This window comes from Novosphingobium profundi (genome assembly GCF_020524485.1).
Lineage (GTDB): Bacteria > Pseudomonadota > Alphaproteobacteria > Sphingomonadales > Sphingomonadaceae > Novosphingobium > Novosphingobium profundi_A.
In genome coordinates this window covers 159,964-179,453 of sequence record NZ_JAIVLF010000006.1, presented here as the reverse complement: position 1 = coordinate 179,453, position 19,490 = coordinate 159,964, and the positions used below count along the sequence as shown (strand labels likewise).

At 59.6% G+C, this 19,490-nt stretch carries 16 protein-coding genes and 1 pseudogene; 8 read left to right on the top strand and 9 right to left on the bottom strand.

Features of this window, described 5'->3' with window-relative positions:
- Positions 1–29: 29 nt before the first annotated feature.
- On the bottom strand, positions 30–1,061 hold the full coding sequence (locus tag LC060_RS17320) for an ornithine cyclodeaminase (protein WP_226637824.1): 1,032 nt from the start codon (positions 1,059–1,061) through the stop codon (positions 30–32).
- Between the two features lie 117 nt (positions 1,062–1,178).
- Here LC060_RS17320 and LC060_RS17315 point away from each other — a divergent pair, with 117 nt between their 5' ends.
- Positions 1,179–1,607, top strand: coding sequence for an Lrp/AsnC family transcriptional regulator (locus LC060_RS17315; RefSeq protein WP_226637822.1), 429 nt, complete (start codon positions 1,179–1,181; stop codon positions 1,605–1,607).
- 180 nt (positions 1,608–1,787) lie between these two features.
- Here LC060_RS17315 and LC060_RS21075 read toward each other — a convergent pair whose 3' ends face one another.
- Entirely contained in the window at positions 1,788–2,069 is a 282-nt protein-coding gene (locus tag LC060_RS21075) for a zinc-binding dehydrogenase (RefSeq protein ID WP_226637816.1), read from the bottom strand.
- On the opposite strand from LC060_RS21075, the gene LC060_RS21070 reads away from it, so the two are divergent.
- The gene (locus tag LC060_RS21070; protein WP_226638251.1) at positions 1,995–2,294 is read left to right on the top strand and encodes a hypothetical protein; all 300 of its coding nucleotides are present in this window, start codon (positions 1,995–1,997) and stop codon (positions 2,292–2,294) included. The genes LC060_RS21075 and LC060_RS21070 overlap by 75 nt on opposite strands.
- 424 nt (positions 2,295–2,718) lie before the next feature.
- Here the strand turns inward: LC060_RS21070 and LC060_RS17300 are convergent.
- The 4 genes and pseudogenes from LC060_RS17300 to LC060_RS17285 all read right to left on the bottom strand — a co-directional run bounded on the left by LC060_RS17300 (position 2,719) and on the right by LC060_RS17285 (position 6,707).
- A pseudogene (locus tag LC060_RS17300) lies at positions 2,719–3,363 on the bottom strand (transposase).
- Positions 3,364–3,423: 60 nt separating this feature from the next.
- A complete protein-coding gene (locus tag LC060_RS17295; protein WP_226637813.1) occupies positions 3,424–4,104 on the bottom strand; it encodes a hypothetical protein in 681 nt (226 codons plus the stop codon).
- Positions 4,091–5,284, bottom strand: a complete 1,194-nt coding sequence (locus LC060_RS17290; protein WP_226637812.1) for an MvaI/BcnI family restriction endonuclease — start codon at positions 5,282–5,284, stop codon at positions 4,091–4,093. The genes LC060_RS17295 and LC060_RS17290 overlap by 14 nt, the downstream gene beginning before the upstream one ends.
- On the bottom strand, positions 5,277–6,707 hold the full coding sequence (locus LC060_RS17285) for a DNA cytosine methyltransferase (protein WP_226637810.1): 1,431 nt from the start codon (positions 6,705–6,707) through the stop codon (positions 5,277–5,279). The genes LC060_RS17290 and LC060_RS17285 overlap by 8 nt, the downstream gene beginning before the upstream one ends.
- Positions 6,708–6,973: 266 nt before the next feature.
- On the opposite strand from LC060_RS17285, the gene LC060_RS17280 reads away from it, so the two are divergent.
- From LC060_RS17280 to LC060_RS17260, 5 genes are all read left to right on the top strand, one after another.
- Positions 6,974–8,617, top strand: a complete 1,644-nt coding sequence (locus tag LC060_RS17280; RefSeq protein WP_226637809.1) for a nuclease-related domain-containing DEAD/DEAH box helicase — start codon at positions 6,974–6,976, stop codon at positions 8,615–8,617.
- A 111-nt stretch (positions 8,618–8,728) separates the two neighbouring features.
- Entirely contained in the window at positions 8,729–11,986 is a 3,258-nt protein-coding gene (locus tag LC060_RS17275; protein WP_226637807.1) for a DEAD/DEAH box helicase, read from the top strand.
- On the top strand, positions 11,964–13,826 hold the full coding sequence (drmB, locus tag LC060_RS17270; protein WP_226637805.1) for a DUF1998 domain-containing protein: 1,863 nt from the start codon (positions 11,964–11,966) through the stop codon (positions 13,824–13,826). Before LC060_RS17275 ends, drmB begins: the two co-directional genes overlap by 23 nt.
- A 2-nt stretch (positions 13,827–13,828) precedes the next feature.
- Positions 13,829–15,118, top strand: coding sequence for an AAA family ATPase (locus LC060_RS17265; RefSeq protein WP_226637803.1), 1,290 nt, complete (start codon positions 13,829–13,831; stop codon positions 15,116–15,118).
- Positions 15,115–16,734 (top strand): hypothetical protein, encoded by a 1,620-nt coding sequence (locus LC060_RS17260; RefSeq protein WP_226637801.1) that lies wholly within the window; start codon positions 15,115–15,117, stop codon positions 16,732–16,734. The genes LC060_RS17265 and LC060_RS17260 overlap by 4 nt, the downstream gene beginning before the upstream one ends.
- A gap of 163 nt (positions 16,735–16,897) precedes the next feature.
- On the opposite strand, the gene LC060_RS17255 is transcribed toward LC060_RS17260, so the two are convergent.
- Positions 16,898–17,104, bottom strand: coding sequence for a helix-turn-helix domain-containing protein (locus LC060_RS17255; protein WP_226637799.1), 207 nt, complete (start codon positions 17,102–17,104; stop codon positions 16,898–16,900).
- Entirely contained in the window at positions 17,101–17,505 is a 405-nt protein-coding gene (locus LC060_RS17250; RefSeq protein WP_226637797.1) for a hypothetical protein, read from the bottom strand. Before LC060_RS17250 ends, LC060_RS17255 begins: the two co-directional genes overlap by 4 nt.
- Before the next feature lie 669 nt (positions 17,506–18,174).
- Between LC060_RS17250 and LC060_RS17245 the strand changes: the two genes are divergently transcribed.
- Positions 18,175–18,537 (top strand): hypothetical protein, encoded by a 363-nt coding sequence (locus LC060_RS17245; protein WP_226637795.1) that lies wholly within the window; start codon positions 18,175–18,177, stop codon positions 18,535–18,537.
- A gap of 21 nt (positions 18,538–18,558) precedes the next feature.
- Here LC060_RS17245 and LC060_RS17240 read toward each other — a convergent pair whose 3' ends face one another.
- Complete coding sequence (locus tag LC060_RS17240; RefSeq protein WP_226637793.1) at positions 18,559–19,488, bottom strand: HEPN domain-containing protein; 930 nt, start codon at positions 19,486–19,488, stop codon at positions 18,559–18,561.
- Positions 19,489–19,490: the final 2 nt, after the last annotated feature.

The following is a 19,490-nucleotide window of genomic DNA, read 5'->3' as shown; positions in this document are numbered from 1 at the left end:
GACCGCCCCGGGCGCCTGGACCGAGGGCATCAGGCCTGTGCGGGCTGGCGAGGCGCGAGCAGGCCGAACAGGTCGCGCGGGTCCTGCGGTTGGGCAATGAGATCGAGCTCGGTGTGCGGCGCGTGTTCGGGCAGGAGGTCGTAGAGATAGCGCAGCGCCGAAAAGTCCTCGATGCCGAAGCCCACCGAATCGAAGATCGTGATCTCCTCGTCGCTCGTGCGCCCGGACGCCTTGCCTGAGAAGACCGACCACAGCTCGGTGACCTCGAAATCGTCCGGCATCTGCTGGATTTCGCCTTCGATGCGGGTTTGCGGGGTATACTCCACGAAGACACGGCCGCGCTGGAGGATCTCGGGGGCAAGCTCGGTCTTGCCCGGGCAGTCGCCGCCCACCGCGTTGATGTGCAGCCCTGCGCCGGTCATGTTGGCGCTGAGGATGCGCGCGTTCACCTTGTCTGCGGTGACGGTGGTGACGATGTCCGCGCCGATCACCGCCTCGTCGGCGGACGGGGCGATTACGACCTCAAGGCCGCTGTCGGCGAGGTTCCGGGCGAACTTGCGCGAGGCGGCCGGATCGATGTCCCAGGCCTGCACGCGGGTGATGCCCAGCAGGGCCTTGAACGCGGTCGCCTGGAATTCGGACTGCGCGCCCTGTCCGATCATGGCCAGCACACGCGAGGCGGGGCGGGCGAGGTAGCGCGCGGCCAGGGCCGACATGGCGGCCGTACGCAGTGCGGTCAGCAAGGTCATCTCGCTGACCATGACCGGGTAGCCGGTATCGACGCGGGTGAGCACGCCCAGCGCCGCGACCGTCTGAAGGCCCGCGGCGGTGTTGCCGGGATGGCCGTTCACCTGCTTGAAGGCGAAATATTCACGATCGGCCGCAGGCATGAGTTCGATCACGCCGCCGGGCACGTGGCTGGCGTAGCGCGGGGACTTGTCGAATTCCTCCCAGCGCTCGAAATCGGCCTCGATCCGCTCGGCGAGGCCGCGCAGGAAGGCCTCGAGGCCGACCGCTTCGACGATCTGGGCAAGATCTGGAACGCCAATGAAAGGTACCATGCTGTGTCTCCTGATTTTCGCTCAGGATAGGCAGGCAGGTTTCATGGTGAATGTCGAAAATGGCTACATTTGTGCTGGATATTAGGCTATTTGCATGGTCGTGATGAGCAATCTGACATGATATCTCTCGACAAGCTGGACCAGAGCCTGATCGGCATCCTGCGCACCGATGGCCGCGCGCCTGTGTCCAAGATCGCGCAGATTCTGGGCGTGTCGCGCGCGACGGTCCAGACCCGGCTCGACCGTCTGGTGCAGAGCGGCGCGATCCTGGGCTTTACCATCCGCGCGCAGGAGGAAGCGCCTTCAGGGGCGATCCGGGCGATCATGCTGGTCGAGGTCGCCGGCCGTTCGACCGATGCGGTGATCCGCCTCCTGCGCGGGATCCGTGAGATCCATGCCCTGCACACCACGAACGGCGCCTGGGACCTTGTCGCCGAGATCGTCAGCCCGACGCTGCCCGACTTCGACCGGGTCCTGCGCGAGGTACGGATGATCGAAGGCGTGCTCAACAGTGAGACGAGCATTCTGCTGCGATCGCTGGCATAGCACTGGCGATCTGCAGGTATCCGACCTTTGTCATTTCGAATGAGAAATATCGCTCTCGGCCTGTTCCGCGTCCTTCGAAGGGAAAAGCGGCCGGTCCGCTCTCGAGGCTCGGAAAATGGTGGCTGAGCGTCTGATAAGGTCGGAACTTTCCAGCAGTGTCCTCTTAGGGCAACGATACTCCTATGTCGTGGTGAGTACGAGTTTGCCTTGGATACCCCCCATTAAGGCCCGCTCATGGGCTCGGGCCGTGTCCACAAGGGGATAGCGGCTGTCGAGGACAACCTTGACATCGCCCCGCGCCAGAAGCTCTGCCGCCCTGGCCAGTTGCGCCCCGTCTGAACGGACCTGGGTGCTGGAAACCGTGATACCCAGTTCGCGGGCTTTGGCGTGGCCCTCAACCTTCCTGGCCGCCCTCAGACGCGCAAATATCGCCCCACGCTCCCGCGGGCTTGGCAGCTTCACGCCTGGTTCGACACGGTCGAGGGGCGTTTCGTGCCGGTAAGTACCGTGCGCGGCGCTTGGGATAACATGCGCAAGGAGCTGGGCCTTCCTGGCCGCGGCGAGGCTGGCCCCAAGTTGATACGCCGGTCTATGGCAACGGTCGCACGTAGACGGCTGGGAGAGGCGCAATGGGTGCAGGGGGAGATGATGCTGGGGCACAAGAAGGCATCGACCAGCGACCTCTAAGCGCTCCCTGACCCCTCTCACCTGGGCGGTGCGTTGGCTGTCACCGAGGACATCATCGATGATATCGAAGAGCTGGCGCCAGGGGCGTTTACCGCAGTCTTACCGCAGAGTGATTCGCGGTAAACTCAGGAAACCCGCAGAAAAGCGCTGGAGCGGTGAAGGGAAACCAACTAATCTGTTTTCTATTTAAATTTCAGAATCTTATAAGTTATATGTCAAAAAGCACCCCCAGCCGATCCCGGGAATCTTTTGGCTGAAATTGGATTGCCATGGATGAGGTTGGCTGGGAGCATACCTCGCCGCATCACTGAGCTATTCATAATCTACCTTCTAGCCAGCTGCACTGACCCCATTTTCGATGAGATCGCTGATAGCTGGGGCGGCTGGAACTTTTTGCAAACCCCTTAGGCTCAGGGCTCGTTGATCAGAGCCAGAAGATCACGGTAGCTGCGAGAGCGAGGGTTGAGAAGAATACGGTCGGATCGCGATTGTAGCGGGTTGCGACATGACTTCAGGCATTCGAATATGATCTCGATGCGGTTATGCCGTTCGTATCGGCGCTTGTCGTATTTGGTTGGCATAGAGCGAGATCTGCGGTCGGGAAAGCAGGGTTTGAGGCTCTTTCGCTCGAGCGCGTCCCGGAACCATTCGGCATCAAGGCTCGGGGCGGCCAGCGTCCATTGTGCCTTGGGAAAGTCATCGAGCAAAGCTGCTGCGCCGATGTGATCCTTCATCTGGCCCCCGAGATCTCCTATTGCCCCAAGCCTGGAAGCCGTGCGGTGAGCCTTGAGACAGGTCGCATCGACCGTGATAGTCTGCAGTTCGGCGCGCTGGGAGGATAGCCCTTCGTCCACACGCCCAACTCGCCCAAACGTTTTCACTGGTTATACAATGTCTTGTGCGGCCAGTATTCCTTGAACGCATCTTGCCAGCGCAGGCCGTTCCGGTTGACGAAGATGATCCCACTCAGGACCTGCCGGTCATCAACCCGGGGCTTGCCGTAGCTTCTAGGGAAATATGGCGAAAGACGCGCCATCTGATCGTCCGTCAGCCAATACAGGTCGCTCATGCTCAGTCTCTTCGCGGAGGCTGAATCACAGCACGGCCTGCCAATCAATGGGTTCTGAGCCTAGGCCGCTTTGAACGCGCACCTTCTGGAAACGAAACACGATTGGCAGTCGGGCGCGCGCGCGCAACAAGTCAACGCGGCATGGTCAAGCACTGACCAATTGACCACTTTCGGGTCGCCTCGCCTCACCAGCCACCTGCAAGCTTGCTGAAGCCAAGGGTCGTACCGGATGTCGGCGAGTTTGCGCGGACGCACGAAGCGCTCCACCACGCGCGCCATGTTCACGTCGATGAGAGGAAACCTCCCTCCATGCTGGAACATCAAGATCGCGTGGGCAACGTACTGGCCAACGGCAGGCACCTGCAGGAGCTCCTCGTAACGGTTAGGAAACATGCCGTCATGCTCGGCGGCATATGCCGCGAGTGCACGCAACGAGGCGGTCCTGCGTTTCCATAGGCCGAGCGGCTTGAGGAACTCCTCGAGCTCTTCGCCTGGCGCGTTCGCGAGTTCGTGCCAACCCGGGAATCGCGTGAAGAATCGGTTGTAGAAGCTTGCGACTGTCTCGGCCCGGGTCCGCTGGAGCAAGACTTCCACGCAAACGAGCTGGTAGAGCGGCGTACCCGGCTCGCGCCATGGGAAGGACCGGCCGCCACCCTGCCGGTACCAGTCCGCGAGATCGGCCGCGAGGAGCGTCAGCTTTCGCTTTTCGCCGGTCCCGAGGACCGTGTCAGGCGAGGACATGGACATTGGATGGCGGGAACAGTGCCGGGAAGTCCTTTTGCTTGATCTTGAAGAGGTAGCCGTGGTCCCTGACCAGTTGCTTCTCGCCCCTCTGGCTCATGAGGTAATCGACCGAGATCACGCCGCTTTCCAAGAGCGCTTGGAAATTACGCACGTTCGGTGAGCGCGTGTGTTCTACCTGCATGTAATGGAAATGCTCGTCTGCCCCTTTACCGCGGCAGCGCGCACCGACCCAGAAAGTCTGGGGATGCTTCTCGCGCAGCCTGCCTTTCAAGACCTCGAGGGGCCAAGTGACTACATGCGCGCGTCGTTCATCCTCGGCTCGTACGTGGTCCTGCCTCAGCCAGTCCTTTTCCGTGTCGACGCTCAGCATGAACCCGAGGGAGTTTGGAGCCTTCGCGTTGATCTCGCAATTCAAGCGAAGCTTTCCATTGCGATGGTACCCAAAGGTGCTGAGGAGGTTCCACGCCGAGCCGACCGGGCTGACCGTCCAATCGGGCGACTGCGAGAATAGCGTGGATCTGGTGGGAGCCCGCTTGATACGCTTCGCCTTGAGCTCGATCCCCTTGAAGTCGGGCGTCTTCTCGGCATTGGCTGCGATGCCGAGCAAGGTCTCCAGCGTCATGCCGACGCCGGTGTCGCCCGGACGTAGCGTGCGAACGAACCCCTGCGCGGCAATCTTCCTCAGCGCATCGAGCAATTCGCCGACGACAGGGTCCTCGCCTCGCCGGTACTTTACCGCGATATGCCCAAGGGGGCTGCTAGCATTGTCGAGGGATGCTAAGACCTCAGGCCGGCTCGCGTTGACCACGTAGAGGTCGCCTTCGTGCTCGAAGACGGCAAGCAAGTTGTAGGGATCGGCATAGCGCCGGAGCAGGGCGAACCAGATACGCGGGTCGCCGGACTTCGTCTGGGGACGATACAGGGATACCGTCGATTCCATGAGGCGATCGGGCTCGACGAAGTAGGCCCTACGGACCACCTTGTTCTCCGGGCCTTGCGCCTGACCGTCGAAATCGTGGATGCCGGTCGACAGGAGATAATCCCGCACGTTGGCGGTCGCGTCCATGATCGACTTCTTCAGCCCCGTATCGGTGGGGACCAAGAGCGCTACGTCGATCTCGTGCCGCGTGAACGCGGCGAGGACATCGCCGACGTCCGTGTCACTCTTCTCAAGCACGGGTTCCCACGGCCTCGTCCAGAACCTTGCGGAAATGCTTGCCGACGGCCTCGGCGAGGCCAACGGGAACGGCATTGCCGATCTGCGTGTACTTGGGAACCTCGCGGTCGAAATTGCCTTCGAGCGGGTTCCCTGCCCGGCGGATACCACCGGTCGTCCGCTTGCCCGAGAACTCGTACCAATCGGGGAACATCTGGAGCCTTGCCCATTCCCTCACGGTGAGGATGCGCGGCTGGCTAAAATGGACGTAATCGTCCGGAAGCGAGGTTGCCGTCATGTTTGGCTCAGCATTCCCCCAACGCGGCTTCAAGATGCGCTGCGAGAATTTCTTGGTTTGCGCATGGGCAGGAATCTCGCCGCCGTTCGCCAGCATGTAGTCGAACTTCTCGACTATCTCGCGCTTGTGCTTGCTGTACTCCTGCTCCGTCAGCTTGCCTGCCCGAGAAGCGGCCCAGGCCGGCGGGGTGCGGAAGCCCTCCTGCAATTCATTCATCGGCTTGCGCGGGTAGGCAGTGGTTTCGAACGAACCGGAGGAGAAGTCGCCGCTTCGCAGGATCTTCGTGATATTGGGGTCGATGAGGTCGCCAAGCAGGTCGACGAGGTCGGGAAACGATCCCGGGTTCGGGGAAGGCAAGAACCCGCATGCAACAGCATCTTCAGAGTCCGTGTCTTTGTCGAGAAAGCTACATGCCTCGAGAATGTCCTTGCGTATTCCAACGAGCAGCACGCGGGGGCGGTTCTGCGGAACGCCGTAATCCTTGGCGTAGACCAACGACCACCGGACCTCATAGCCCGGGATCTTGCGGAATTCATCCAAGACGTCAGGGAAGATCTTCCGCGATCCCTCGCGCGTCCAACGGGAGGTCAAGAGTCCGCGTACGTTCTCGAACAGGAACATGCGAGGACGAAGCCGGTCTATGATCGTGGTCATCCTCGCGTAAAGCCGGTTGGAAGGCAGGGCTTCCTTGTCGACCGCGTAAGAACGCCTGATACCAATGCCCGAGTACCCTTGGCAAGGAGGGCCGCCGGCGACGAGGTCGAGGTTGCTGAGCTTGCCGTAGCTTGCTTGCTCGAAGCGCAAGTCGACTTCGCTCATACAGCCGAGATCGTTGACCAGCTTCTCGAGGCGCTTTCCCTTGAGTTCGTGCGCATCGTGGCAGCGAAGCTCGGCATTCTCAGAGAAGCGCATGCCGCCGAGCTCGTGCCCCCGGTTGCGCAGGTAGGTTGCCATCGCGTCCTTGTCGAGCTCGTTGACGAAGACCGTCGTGAAGCCGGCGTTCTCGAGTCCGGTGCCAAGCCCGCCGCACCCGGCAAACAAGTCGACCGCGGAGTAGATCGATCGGGTCGCCGTTGGCGCTTTGGCGGAAGTCAGCGGGGGTGCGGTCATCCCGTCCTTGTCGAGGGTCTTGATATCGAGAGTCATGCCATATTTGCTAGCACGGGGGGCGGCGGTGGTCCAGGTGTTTCGCTCGGTTTTCAGACTTTTTCAGTTGATTGATGTCGCGGGCTTGCGGGGCTCATGTTGCTGCCTTCCTTCCTGTCTGGCGTCGTATTGCGAAGGGGGGGGGGAATAGAACGGGAGCCCGTCTTGAATAAGAAAAATTGGCGGGCTATCAATCCCTTGTGTGGTTCTTAAGAAGTTCCCGGCTATTCAACTTGGCATTCGGGGGGGGCGATTCTCGGGGGTATATGAAGCTAATTCCTGCGCAATTTTTAGGGTGCGATTCCGCCGCGGAGCGGAGGGTATTCGGATTCCTGACGGAAGTGGGCTTTAGTGCCTACGACGTTGCGCTTCACTCGCTCAACATCGGTCACCACGAGTACAAGCGATGGGGGGAAGCGGATTTCTTCCTGATCGGGCGGCGCGGCATTCTCCTTCTCGAGGTGAAGGGAGGTCGGGTCGCATGCAAGGACGGTATGTGGGAATTCACCAACCGCAACAACGAAATGAACCGCAAGAAGGAAGGCCCCGCCGAGCAGGCTAAGTCTGCATACTTTTCGCTGGAGAATAATTACCTCAATCCCAAGTTCTATCGCGAGTTACGCGGAGTACCCCGCGGTTGGGCCGTGGTGTTCACCGATATCCCTAGGCTGGCCAAAGACGGTTCAACCTTGTTGCCCGAGCATCCAGATGAGATCACTGCTTACGAAGAAGACTGCAAGGGTCACAACTCGTTCAAGAAATTTTTGGCGAGGGCATATGACCACTGGGCATCGAAACAAAAGAATGCGGTTGAGCTCTCGCCGCAACTGGTCAAGGGGATCTCGGATTCGCTGCGCCCGAACTTCGAACGCGTTCCTTCTCTGAACAGTCAGTTGCGTGACATGGGGCAAAGACTCTACCAGTTCACCGACGAGCAATACGAAAAGCTCGACGCCATTTCCGAGAATGAGCGGATACTCGTCGCGGGGGGGGCAGGTACCGGCAAGACGTTCGTAGCGGCCGCTTGCGCACGTTACGAAGAAGCAGAGGGGCGCTCGGTTCTCTTCCTAACCCGTAGCAGCTACCTAGCTAGTTTCCTATCTAATCAGGGATTACCCAGCGGGGTGACTGTCGCCACGATCGACGAAGTCCAGGGGTTTCGCGATGAAGGGAAAGCATGGGACGTGCTCTTGGTCGATGAAGGGCAAGATCTTTGCTCATTAGAATGCATCGACCTGGTGGACGGCGTATTAGCTGGAGGTTGGGAGAGCGGTCGCTGGCGATGGTTCGGCGATCCCAATTACCAGGTGTCCCCAAGTTTTCCGGTGGATCAAAATTGCCTCGAATACCTTAAGTCCAAAGGTGTCGTGACTAACCTCAAAAACAATATTCGCAACGCCGGAAAGATCGTCGAGGCAATCAAGTTCTTGGCGGGAGCAGATGTCGGCAAGCCAAGCAGCAAGCCTGATAGCGGGATCGTCGACCTCCAACTGGTCGAGGCCGAAAGCGAAATTCTTCCCCGAGCAGTCGCAGCGGTCCGAAAATGGTTGAGTGACGATGACAAACTCCCGCGAAACTCGATCGCGTTTCTGGTGCCTAGCAGTGCTGAAATCCCCAAAGCCGTGGACCTCCTCAACTCGAAGAACGTGCGGTCCGAAGTATTGAGCAAGCGGGCCCTTGGCGGCAAACCTCGTGACTGTGTCCTCGTTGCGGCGATCGAGGACTTCAAGGGCTTGGAACGACCGCTTGTTTGCGTAGCAGGACTGGGTCAGGAGCACGGTTTTGCCTCGTGCGCCTACAAGGGAATTTCGCGCGCGAACCATGGCCTAACACTGGTCGCGACCCGCGAGGCTGTGGCCGAACTGACTGGCAAGGCCGCCAATCATGGCGCGTCCAAGGGGGGAGATTGAATGCTAGGCAGGGACAAAGTCCTTCGCGAAACGCGCCGCAGGCTCATTGGGCCGGGTCTTGGCAAGCCCGGACCCAGCGGGACCCATGAGGACGAGATCATCGAAGGGCGAATGAGCCTCGCCTACATGCAAGGCATGCTCTTCCCGCGCGCAGAGCGCTCCCCTGCTGACCTTGGCGGGGACGAAGCGGAGGACGCCTCCGACGAGGATGTTGATGATCCGCTGAGCATGTCTAGTGCGATGTTGCCGGCGTCGATGGGGATGTCATTGTGCATTGCGCCGGGCAGCAAGGTGAAGATCACGGTCGACGCAGCCGTCTACGAACAGGCTGAGCCGAGGGAAGATGCTGAAAACCCCGAGGCTGCCAAGGCAAAGGCAAAGGCCGCGGAAGCCCCGGTCCCGGCAGATGCATCTCTCGATGCGAAGTCAGCGAGGCGGCGAAGCAAGGCCGATGGGCGGTGGCAACGTCGCGCGTTGGCCCGGGCATCGCAAGCTGTTGACGCAACCGGCTTGGAGACCACCCTCGTCCTCGAGGATCACGCGACACTGGAAGTGCTCGCGCGAACCTTGCCAAGTGGCGACGTTCTCCTGACAACTAGCCTCTCCAACGTCCACGAGGCGAAGAACGCGAGATCAAGCGAGGACACCCTTTACCAGGTTTCAATTCGAGCCGAGCCCCTCGAAGGCCAAATCCTCAAGTACCCGGCGGCCCGGTACGTTCCACCCACGGACGAGGAGCGTGAACTCCGGGTCATTTACGGTGAGCAACGCCCCTATGCCGTTGGACACGGGGTGGCGACCGATTGGAAACTTGAAAATGACAAGTGCGAATGGGTCTGCACCGAAGCTCTTCCCACCGCCCACGTTTGGCGGCCGGTCTTCGACAACCTGTCGATCGCAAGGGACGGTGAACTCATTTCCTTCGACGACGACGAATTGTTCAAGATCGCGCCCCTTGCCAACGGTGACCTCTCCGGTCCCGAGCTAATCGAGCGCCTAACGGGATTGGTCGATTTCTACGAAGAATGGATAGCTTCGCAGGCCGCGATACCGGTTGACTCCGAACTGGCAGCCGACGCCTCCAGAATGATCGGACGATGCGAGCGAAGTGCCGAACGCATGAAGGATGGTATTCGCATCCTTCAAAGCGACGAGAGCATCGCCCGCTGCTTCATGCTGGCGAACCGCGCGATGCTCATGTCGATGTCCCACGCGGGCCGGGCGACCGGCCGGGGGCGCGAAGACGGAATGCAGGGGCCCTTCGCGCTTGGAAAGGCAGAAACTGACCCGATCGACTATTTCGAGAATCCCGCGCAGTGGCGCCCGTTCCAGCTGGCGTTCTTTCTTCTCGTCTTGCCTTCGCTCGCGGGAAAAGAACTTCCCGATCGTGATCTCGTTGATGTCATCTGGTTCTCGACCGGCGGCGGTAAGACTGAGGCATACTTGTTCGTTTCTGCCTTCGAGCTATTCCGGAGACGGATTCTCGAAGGGAAAGCGGGCGGCGGAACCGGGGTCATCAACCGCTATACCTACCGCTTCCTGACCGCCGACCAGTTCCAACGTACTGCCGGCGTGATCTGTGCCATGGAAATGATAAGGCGCGAATTGACCGCTTCGGGCGATCCATCGGTTGGCGAGGAAGAATTCTCGATCGGCCTATTCGTGGGGGGCGAAGTTAGCCCAAATTCCTTTGCTGGCAGCCATGACGGGGCGATGTCGAGGACGCAAGAGCTTCTGGATTCGAGCCAACCTCGCGACGCGAACCCTTACCCCATCGAGAGTTGTCCATCGTGTGGGACCCTGCTCGTTCCAGAAGAGAAGAAAACGAAGCCGGATGGTAGCCCTGATGAGGCCTATTACGGGTTCGTTGCGACCGCCAACAGTTTCACGACGAGGTGCCCGGAAGAGGACTGCGCGTTCCACGGGGGATTGCCGGTCTACTTCGTCGACGAGCAGTTGCTCCGCGCACCGCCTTCGTTTTTGCTCGGGACCATCGACAAGTTCGCAATGATCCCTTGGAAGGAAAACGGCGGGGTCCTGCTCGGACTCGGCACGAAGTGGTCATCACCCTCGCTCGTGATCCAAGACGAGCTGCATTTGATCTCGGGCCCGCTCGGGACCCTGGCAGGGATCTACGAAGCCGCTTTCGAGACCCTGATGGCAGCCGGAGGAAAGCCGCCGAAAGTGATTGCCTCTACGGCAACCATAAGGAACGCTTCTGTCCAGTGCAGGAGGATATACGGTAGGCCATCGATGGTGTTTCCGTCACCCGGTCTGCGCGCGGAGGATTCCTTTTTCTCGAAGCTCGATACGGGCAACAAGGAAAGGTCGAGACTTTATGCCGGGGTGATGGCGCAGGGGCTTCGATCGACTGTCGCGGCCTCTTGGACGATGGCAACGCTACTCCAGTCGTCATACGAACTCGTTGAAGCCGGCGAGCTAACCGCGAACGAGGCAGATTCTTACTGGACGTTGGTAGCTTACCATAACAGCAAGCGTGAACTGGGTCGTATCGTCAACGCCACCCGAGACGAGATTCCAACGCGCATGAAAGTCTACGCGTCAGACGAGGCGGTCGAACGGCCATCGAACTTCCAGGTGCTAGAACTGAAGGCCCACGCGGAGACACCGGTTCCGAGGGCGAGACAATTGTTGGCCCGACGGCATAGGCCAGAACAACCCGCGATCGACGTGGTCCCGTGCACCAACATCATTTCGGTCGGCGTCGATATCGACCGTCTCGGCATGATGATGGTGAACGGTCAACCCAAGCTCAGTGCAGAATACATCCAGGCGACGAGCCGGGTGGGACGTGGCGCAGTGCCCGGCCTTGTCTTGGCTGCCTATTCTCCGAGCAAGCCAAGGGACCGCTCGCATTACGAGTCTTTCCGCGATTACCACGAGCGCTTCTACAGCTTCGTCGAACCAACAAGCGTCACGCCCGGAGCCTTGCCAGCGATTGAACGGGGGCTTCACGCGGCCTTGGTCACGGCCGTGCGCCACGGGACAAGGCTAAGAAAAAACGCGGCAGCTAGGCAGTTCGATCCCGCTGAGCCGCCGGTTGCAGCTATCATCGAGCGCCTCGAGCAGCGCCTGTTGAGGGCCTACGACGGACCACGCGAAGCCGAAGAGCGGGATCGTATCTCGGCGAAGTTGACCGAGAAAGTGAAGGAGTGGGCCCGATGGGCAAGCGCAGTGGAAGGGCTGCAGTATACGTTTGCCAGCAACCAGCAGCGCCCGCACTTGCTCGTTCGCTACGGTAACAAGAAGATCGACGGGGCAGGCTGGCACACGCTGCAATCGATGCGGCACGTCGACAAGGAAATTATCTTGGAGGACATGGCACTTGCCCAAGCCAACAATTCGTAGCGCGCAGCTCATAAGCCCATTCGGTGTTGGCTCGCTATGCGAGATCGACGGCCAGTCCTTTTTCGTCCGTGGCACGGGAAGCTGGGCGAAGGGCTACAATCTCGAGAAGATCGAGGTGGGATCACTCACCGATTGGCTTCGGCCTCGCCAGCTGAGAAAGCCAACGGAATCAGTCGCGATATTGCGGTTCCCGCATTGGCACTTCTGCCCGGAATGCCGCAAGATGACCCGGTGGACCCCGGAAAAAGACAAGCAAAACCTAAAGGATGACGGCAGTCTTCCCAAGCCAACCTGCGATGGCGGCAAGTGCAAGAATGCCAGGCTGGTTCCCATGCGGTTCGTGGCGGCATGCGACAACGGTCACATCGACGAGATTGATTGGTACTGGTGGGGGCACCGGTCGCACGAGCCCGCGAAAGATGGTGCTTGCAGTCGTCAAACCGCGAGGCTCCACTTCGAGGTAACTGGCAAGAGCGGCGGTGACTTCTCAAGCATGGTCATACGGTGCAGTTGTGGATCATCGGGTAGCTTGGAGGGAATTGCAGATGGCCCGCTCCCGCAGAAATGCCGTGGCTACCAACCCGGAGAGCAATCATCGACTTGCGTAGACCCGGACAACAAGAGGAATCCCGGGGTTCCGAAGCCGCTCTACATGGAGCCGCGAGGTTCCAGTTCCCTACACTACGCCTCCGTGATCTCCGCGCTCGATATCGACGGCGACACGGAGAAGGATAGCTGGGAAAAGCTCCGTGCCGACGCGATTTACAAGAGCACCTTGCAAACGGCGAGGATGCTCGCGGACTTGCAGGGCGGCGATACAACCATGGCGATCCAGGCCACCCGCCCAAACCTCGAGGCTCGCGCTATCGATGTCGGTATCACCTTAGAGGATGCGCTTGCGTGCTTCGAAGTGGACCTAGGAACTAGTCCAGCCGAAACTGGCCCCACCCCTCCGGCAGACGAGATCAGCCAGCAGAGCATTCTCGATCAGGAATTTCCCGTCCTTGCGAACCCCAAGGGACAGAATTCCCGGTGGCTCATCGCCCGACCAGAGAAACCGACTTCGCGCTTCGGTCTCGACGATCTCTTCGAACGCTTCGTTAGGGTCGAAAGGCTCCGCGAGGTCCGTGCATTCCGGGGCTTCCAGCGGCGCAACGTCTCGGATAAACACGCCATGATCTCGCCTTCGCTGGGACGGCAGCAGCCTGACTGGTTGCCGGCCATGATGGTGCTTGGCGAAGGCGTTTTCTTGGAATTCTCTAACTCTGCGATCGCTGGCTGGAGGAAGGAAAACGAAGAGCAAATCGAGGAGTTCACCCAGTCACATCTCGTGAGTGCCGAGGCGCTGGGATTGCCGGGACGCATGGGGTTCAACGCGAACCCGACATTCATCATGGTCCACAGTTTTGCCCACTTGCTCCTAAACCAGCTGTCCTTTGACTGCGGATATTCTTCGACCTCGTTAAGAGAGCGAATTTATTGTGGAACAGACTCTGAGCCGTATGCTGGGCTACTCATCTACACGGCGGACTCGGATGCCGAGGGATCCATGGGTGGTTTGAGCGAGATGGGGGCGCCCGAAAGACTCGAGGATGTTATCTACCGCGCCGTGTCTCGCAGCCAATGGTGTTCCGGCGACCCGGTTTGCCGCGAACTCGACGCACAGGGTGTTGATGGATTGAACCGTGCAGCGTGCCACGCGTGCTCGCTTGTCGCGGAGACGAGCTGCACTTTTTCGAACGTGCTCCTCGATCGTGTTTTGGTGTCCGGCGACGGACGAAAGAATGGGCGAGATGTTCGGGAGCCGGTAGGTTACTTCAGCAAGGTTCTAGGGGGCTAAGGATGCGGTTTCCCTCGCTAAGTGATCTCGATCGAGAACAGCGTCGTATTTACGGCAATGCACCGGCCGACGGGGCGATCTTGGTCGTGGGCCCGCCGGGCACCGGGAAAACGGTTATGGCTTTTCACCGTGCCCAGAAGCTCGGGAAGCTTGGTCAAGACCCGCATGTTATTATGTATAACAAGGTGTTGGCCAAGTACACGTCCAGCAGGTCCAACGTGGCTCCTGATGTCGGCGTGAGTACGATGCATACCTGGGCAGGTAAGTGGTGGAAGCGGGCGACGGGCTCTTGGCCTCCGATGATCGCCGGTGATCGCTGGGCCCACGATTGGCCCGATATATGCGCCCGGTCGCTCAATGCTATCCAAAAGGGGGCCAGCCGGAAGTTTACCTGGGGGCATCTCATCATCGACGAGGGGCAAGACTTTCCTCCCCAGATGTATATGGCCCTCGGGATGATGCTGAAGCAAATGGATGCGCACGGCGTCGCGGCTCAGATGACGATCTTCGCAGACGACAACCAGCGTTTGCAGGCTGCCCGGAACAGCCGGATCAAGGATATCAAGGATCATCTTTTCCTCGGTGTCGCGGCCGATCGAGTTTTCAGCTTGAAAAAGAACTTTCGGAACACGCGGCCAATTGCCCAGTTTGCCAAGCATTTCCAAGTCGGAAACGAGAGCGGTATAGCAGAACTGCCGGATGCAGACGGTGAGAACCCGCAGGTTGTCTTCGCTGCCAACGACCGGGACATCGCTGATTTCATTGCGCGAAAGGCGAAGATCAATCCGGGCAAGCAGGTCGGCGTGATCGTCTACGGTGGGACTACGGACGTTAAGCGGGCCTACAATCAGGTCAAAACGCGCGTTAGCGAGCTGGCCAAGCCCCCGCACTTGCAGATGTACCTCAGCGGAAACAGTACGCACACCGACCAGTCGCTGGACTTTGAAAGTGGCAACACGATTACCTTCCTCCATGCACAGTCCGCCAAGGGTCTAGAATTCGACATCGTCTTCTTCCTCGGCATGGAAGGAATGAGCGTCGATACCTCGGGCTTTCTGAACGAGCGCATGGCACTCTACGTTATGAGTTCCCGAGCCCGTTCCGAGCTCTACATCGCGTTCAAGGACATAGATCCAAGGGCCGCTCCACCCGCATCGTTTCGCTTGTTACCTCGTCCGAGCATGGATCTTTGCCGGTATGTGGGGCTGGGATCTCTCGACCAAAGTGTCAGGGTGTTCCAAGACGCCATCGAGGCAAACGATGATTTCGAAGAAGTGGAGGCAGCCGAGTGACAGACGATAAGCGCGAACTCGAGCTCGATTTCGAACCGAAAGCCAAAGGCAAGGCATCAAGCTGTGAACTCCTCGTGCCCATCCACGCCGACAATTTCGCCCTTGCGTTGGCGTCTGGTTACCTTGGTGGATCATTGAAAAGCGATGCGGCACTGGACCTGCAGAGTTACGCTGCCAACGGGTTGTTCGCTTTTAGTGGCGAGGTTCCCGCCTGGGCAATCTCAGAGGGTGAAGCTGGGGATAGGGTCCTGCTCAGCCTTGCAGGAAAAGGAGGGGGCGGGGCGGGACCTAGAACCATGGAATTACTTGGTGGCCCTGAGAGAATAACGGCTGTCAGGTCGGCCTACTTCCGGGACGAGGCCTCGTTGGCGAACTTCAACGCATCTTACGACGCATTTCCCGATGTTCCCATGAACATCGTCGAACTCGCAGCGAAGTGGCCGGTTTGCGAATCTGGCGAACGCCCTACAGATCTACAAGAGCTTCCGGTCGAGCAGCCGAGTAGACGAAGCGACCTCGACTTTCTCGGGGGCTTAGCCGCGGGAATCATCGACCTCTTGTCGGAAAACACCTTCGATGAGGCGATCCGCAAGTTCCTCCACGAACCTGGAACCGATATTGCTGAGAACGGTCGACGCCTCCTGCTTGCGCTCGAACCTCGTACTTCGCAGGTCGATGTCTCGATCTGGACAGCGACTATCGAGGCGCTGCGATCTCGTTTCGGCAAGCGCGGCTTTGATAGACGCGAATTCCTTGCAGATGTCGAAGGCCGCTTGGCAGATCATGGCCCAGAAGCAGAATCCTGGGTCCGCGGATGCCAAAAGGTCATCGATGCCGAGATCGACATTCCTAGCTTGGCAGATAGTGAAAAGATCGGCCGCCGGGCTGCGCTAGCGATTATCCTGTCTCACGAGCCGTCTGGCCTTGAGGAACTCGAAAGCAACTTCGAAACTGGCCCGCGGGTACGAGCCTTGGTCACCGCGGCGGTTTACGCCTTTGCCGGGCTTTCGCGGATCGCCAGTAGGCTAAAGTCGCCTGCACCAAGAATGGATGCCGTACTTGAGTTAGGAGATCGAATGGTCACGGGTGAACCCGTCCGTGTCGAGATCGTGACATCCAAGACCGGCGCAGACCTGACCCGCCATCAGGTCATCAAGATTGGCGGGAACAGCGTGCTTGAACGGCAGGTGGAACCGCCAGCATACATGGTGATGCTCAAGGCCAGGATACAAGAGGCCGGCTACAAGGTGGAACTGGATGGTGCCTCCGGGCAGATTGGCATTCGCCCAGGCAGCGCGAAGGGTGAATTGATCATGGTAGAGGATTGCTCGCGGTCGTCACCGGGAAACCCCATCGTGAACCTAGTTCTGCCGATCGCTACCTTGGGCGCCCGCCCAACAGTCGCTTCGTTCAAAAAGCTCATGGCCACGGCTTGGGAGAATGCTACGACTGTCGCCCTCCGCGAGGTCGGCGACACCGAGGAAGTAGTTGCAATGGCAAGCTTGCCGCTTGCTACGCTGGACCGCGACGAGCTTAACTTCCACGTCGAGCGTTTACTTCTGGTATCAACGGAACTCGGTGGTAAGAAGCGCAAGGGACGTCGCGTCAAGAACTAGCACTACTTTAGCAAAAGTTTATTTTTCGGGAATCCCATGGCGGCGACTGCGTGATTCATAGGGAGTCAGCTTTGATGGAGGGCTGGCGATGGAAGAGGCGTGTAAGGCGGATCTTGAACGGTGCCTTGCGCTATATCTGGAAGCCTTGGGCTGTAGATTTACATTACGAATTAGCTGATCCTCGTCCCACGTCGATCAGGTCCTTCAAGCTGGCATAGGGCACAAGCGTCATGGCCCCGACCTTGACGACTTCGATGCGGCCCTCTGCAATCAGCTCGTAGAGTTTCGAACGGCCGATGCCGGTCAGTCGGCAGGCTTCCGGAATGCGAACGGAAATTGGCTCGATCGGCAAGCTGGTCTTCTGGATCATAGATCAAACTCCTGTTGGTCCGCGCGCCCGGATGGGCTGGTCATTTGCCGACCGCTTGCCTCGTCCCGGTCCACCGTATTGCGCACCGATTGGCCGGACCTTTCGGAATCGACGTGAGCTCGCGCCTTGCCCTGAGAATGGCGTTGCGACGCAGCGGGCAGATTGGCGTCTAAAAGGATATTGATGATCCGATCGAGCTTGGCCTCAATCTGTAGGGCTTGGCAGTCTTGACGAGCGCATACGCCCATGACCGGAGTTTGGGTGTGCTGCTCGAACCAGGCGGCCAATGCCTTGGTCAGGATGAGGGTTTTCGAGTTTCCGGGCTCGGCAGCCGCCTTCGCAAGGCTCGCGGAAAAGCCCTCGGGCAAGTAGAATTGATGGCGGGTTTTGGCTGTCGGCATGCACGCGAGATTGCACGATGGCGCGCCTGTTCGGCAGGGCCTGTCCGGTGCCGATCGGTACCTTTGTCGAACCGCAATTCCTGAGCCAGGCACGCTTGCCAACCGCCAGCCCCAAACGCACCCGTGACGCGCACTTTTGCAAGGCATGTTTACGTGCCTGTTTGAACGCAATCCCGGCTGCCCCGCAGGCCGCGCCAGTCGATGACTGCCCTGTCCAGAGTAAGGGTGCGACTGGCGGACAAAATGCCGCATCGCCGCCTCGTACTTTCGAGACGCCATAGCCCGCGCTTTGCCAGCGCGAATCCACGGGATCTCCCGTCGCAAAGGCTCGGCGCAAAAGCGGATCGGCCTCCAGGCACGGGCGCTACTAAAATCTAGCGCCAGCCCGCATTGCAGCCAGCCGAATGAGCCATGTGAACCGGCGTCACGCCATGTCTCGCAAGTGTCTCGCCCAAACAGCGACTATCTCTCTAAAAAACGACGTGCAGACAGATGCTTACGGGTGGTGCGAGACACCCTTTTATCTTGCCCTCGCCACCATTTCCTTCCCTCATGCTTTCTCCCGCCTTGCCTCCACTTGCCTCCCCCTCCCAATCCCTCATCCTTTCTCATGTTCGCTGTATGTTCTATTTTTGTGGTCGAACGTGAGTCGGATGGAGGCATGACAGCATGGGTGTTCAGATCGAGGTTGGAGGGCGATCGAGCTTGGTCCTGACGGGCGATATCGAGACACGTCTCGATGTCCCTGCGCGCGGGATTGCCGAGGGGTTTTCGCTGGCGTTTTCGGACGGAACCTTGCTGCGTGGGACGTTCCTGGAGGATGCCTCCACCTGCCGTTTTACCCTCGCGGTCGAGGGTGCGGCGCAGGTTCGCATCACGCGTAACGGAGACGGTGACCGGGTCGATCTGAACTGGAATTTCGCGTGGATCACGCTCGCTTGCGGCCAGGAAACCCTGCAGCCGGAAGCAGCCGATGCCGAGGAAGATGTGCTGCAACTGACGCTCGACATCGTGGTCGAGGAGAGCGTCTAAAGGGGAATGGAAGCCAGCCGGTCAGCTGGCTTCGCGGGCGGTCTCTTCGAGCTGGGCGATGCGCTCGGAGCACACGGTCTGGACGACGCGGCCAAGCTCTTCAACCTGTTCGCCGAGCCAGGTCAGCTCTTCTTCGCTCACGGTGTAGTGCTTGGAGTAGCGCGCCTTGACGTAGGCTTCCTTGAGCTTCTCGAACATGCCGCGCTGCCAGCGGTTCTCGCGCGGCCAGGCGTAGACCAGCCGGGGATCGAGACGCTCGGCCTGGGTGCGCAGGAACGCCAGATTGTGGACGTGCGGGGTGTAGAAGGTCGAGACCAGCAGGACGCAGTGGTAGAGGCTTTCCGAAGACTGATGCAGCAGGAAAGCTGCTTCCTTCGGAAAATCCTGACCTCTCGCATCACAAGCGAGCTTGTATTTCCGCATGGCTGCAGGAAACCACTCCCCGTAGTACTCCTTCGCCAGATCCAGCGCCGCATGCGGGGTCTTGGGCTTGGGGGTCGCCAGTTCGCTGTCGTCGGCCTCGTAGAGCGCAATGCCGTCGCGAGCGATGTCCATGAAGAAGTACCGGCCCTGGGCGAGCCCATCGTTCACTTCCTGCATGGTGTGGACGATGAAATTGACCGGCGTCTTGAGGCTCTCGGTAATGCCGTATTCGCGCATCAGCCGTTCATCGACGCGGGTCCAGTACTTGACCCGGTCGGTCAGCCGCTTGTCGCTCACGATCACCAAAAGATCGTAGTCCGACTTGTAGCCCTTGGCGGTGTGCGGCTCGTCGATCCAGTTGCCCCGGGCATAGCTGCCGTAAAGCACGATCTTGAGGATGCGCCCCTTCTTCTTCCAGTTCTGCGTCGAGAGCGCGAAGGCGTCCTCGAATTCCTCGAAGACGATCTGCACCACGCGTTCGAGCTCGCGCTGCTTGTTCGCCGGGAGATGGTCGAGGCTCGTTTTCATGG

Bases quoted from the DNA above. Each gene is read 5' to 3' on its own strand.
- LC060_RS17320 (WP_226637824.1), bottom strand. From the start codon at position 1,061: ATGGTACCTTTCATTGGCGTTCCAGATCTTGCCCAGATCGTCGAAGCG.
- LC060_RS17315 (WP_226637822.1), top strand. From the start codon at position 1,179: ATGATATCTCTCGACAAGCTGGACCAGAGCCTGATCGGCATCCTGCGC.
- LC060_RS17295 (WP_226637813.1), bottom strand. From the start codon at position 4,104: ATGTCCTCGCCTGACACGGTCCTCGGGACCGGCGAAAAGCGAAAGCTG.
- LC060_RS17285 (WP_226637810.1), bottom strand. From the start codon at position 6,707: ATGACTCTCGATATCAAGACCCTCGACAAGGACGGGATGACCGCACCC.
- LC060_RS17280 (WP_226637809.1), top strand. From the start codon at position 6,974: ATGAAGCTAATTCCTGCGCAATTTTTAGGGTGCGATTCCGCCGCGGAG.
- LC060_RS17275 (WP_226637807.1), top strand. From the start codon at position 8,729: ATGAGCCTCGCCTACATGCAAGGCATGCTCTTCCCGCGCGCAGAGCGC.
- LC060_RS17265 (WP_226637803.1), top strand. From the start codon at position 13,829: ATGCGGTTTCCCTCGCTAAGTGATCTCGATCGAGAACAGCGTCGTATT.
- LC060_RS17255 (WP_226637799.1), bottom strand. From the start codon at position 17,104: ATGATCCAGAAGACCAGCTTGCCGATCGAGCCAATTTCCGTTCGCATT.
- LC060_RS17250 (WP_226637797.1), bottom strand. From the start codon at position 17,505: ATGCCGACAGCCAAAACCCGCCATCAATTCTACTTGCCCGAGGGCTTT.
- LC060_RS17245 (WP_226637795.1), top strand. From the start codon at position 18,175: ATGGGTGTTCAGATCGAGGTTGGAGGGCGATCGAGCTTGGTCCTGACG.
- LC060_RS17240 (WP_226637793.1), bottom strand. From the start codon at position 19,488: ATGAAAACGAGCCTCGACCATCTCCCGGCGAACAAGCAGCGCGAGCTC.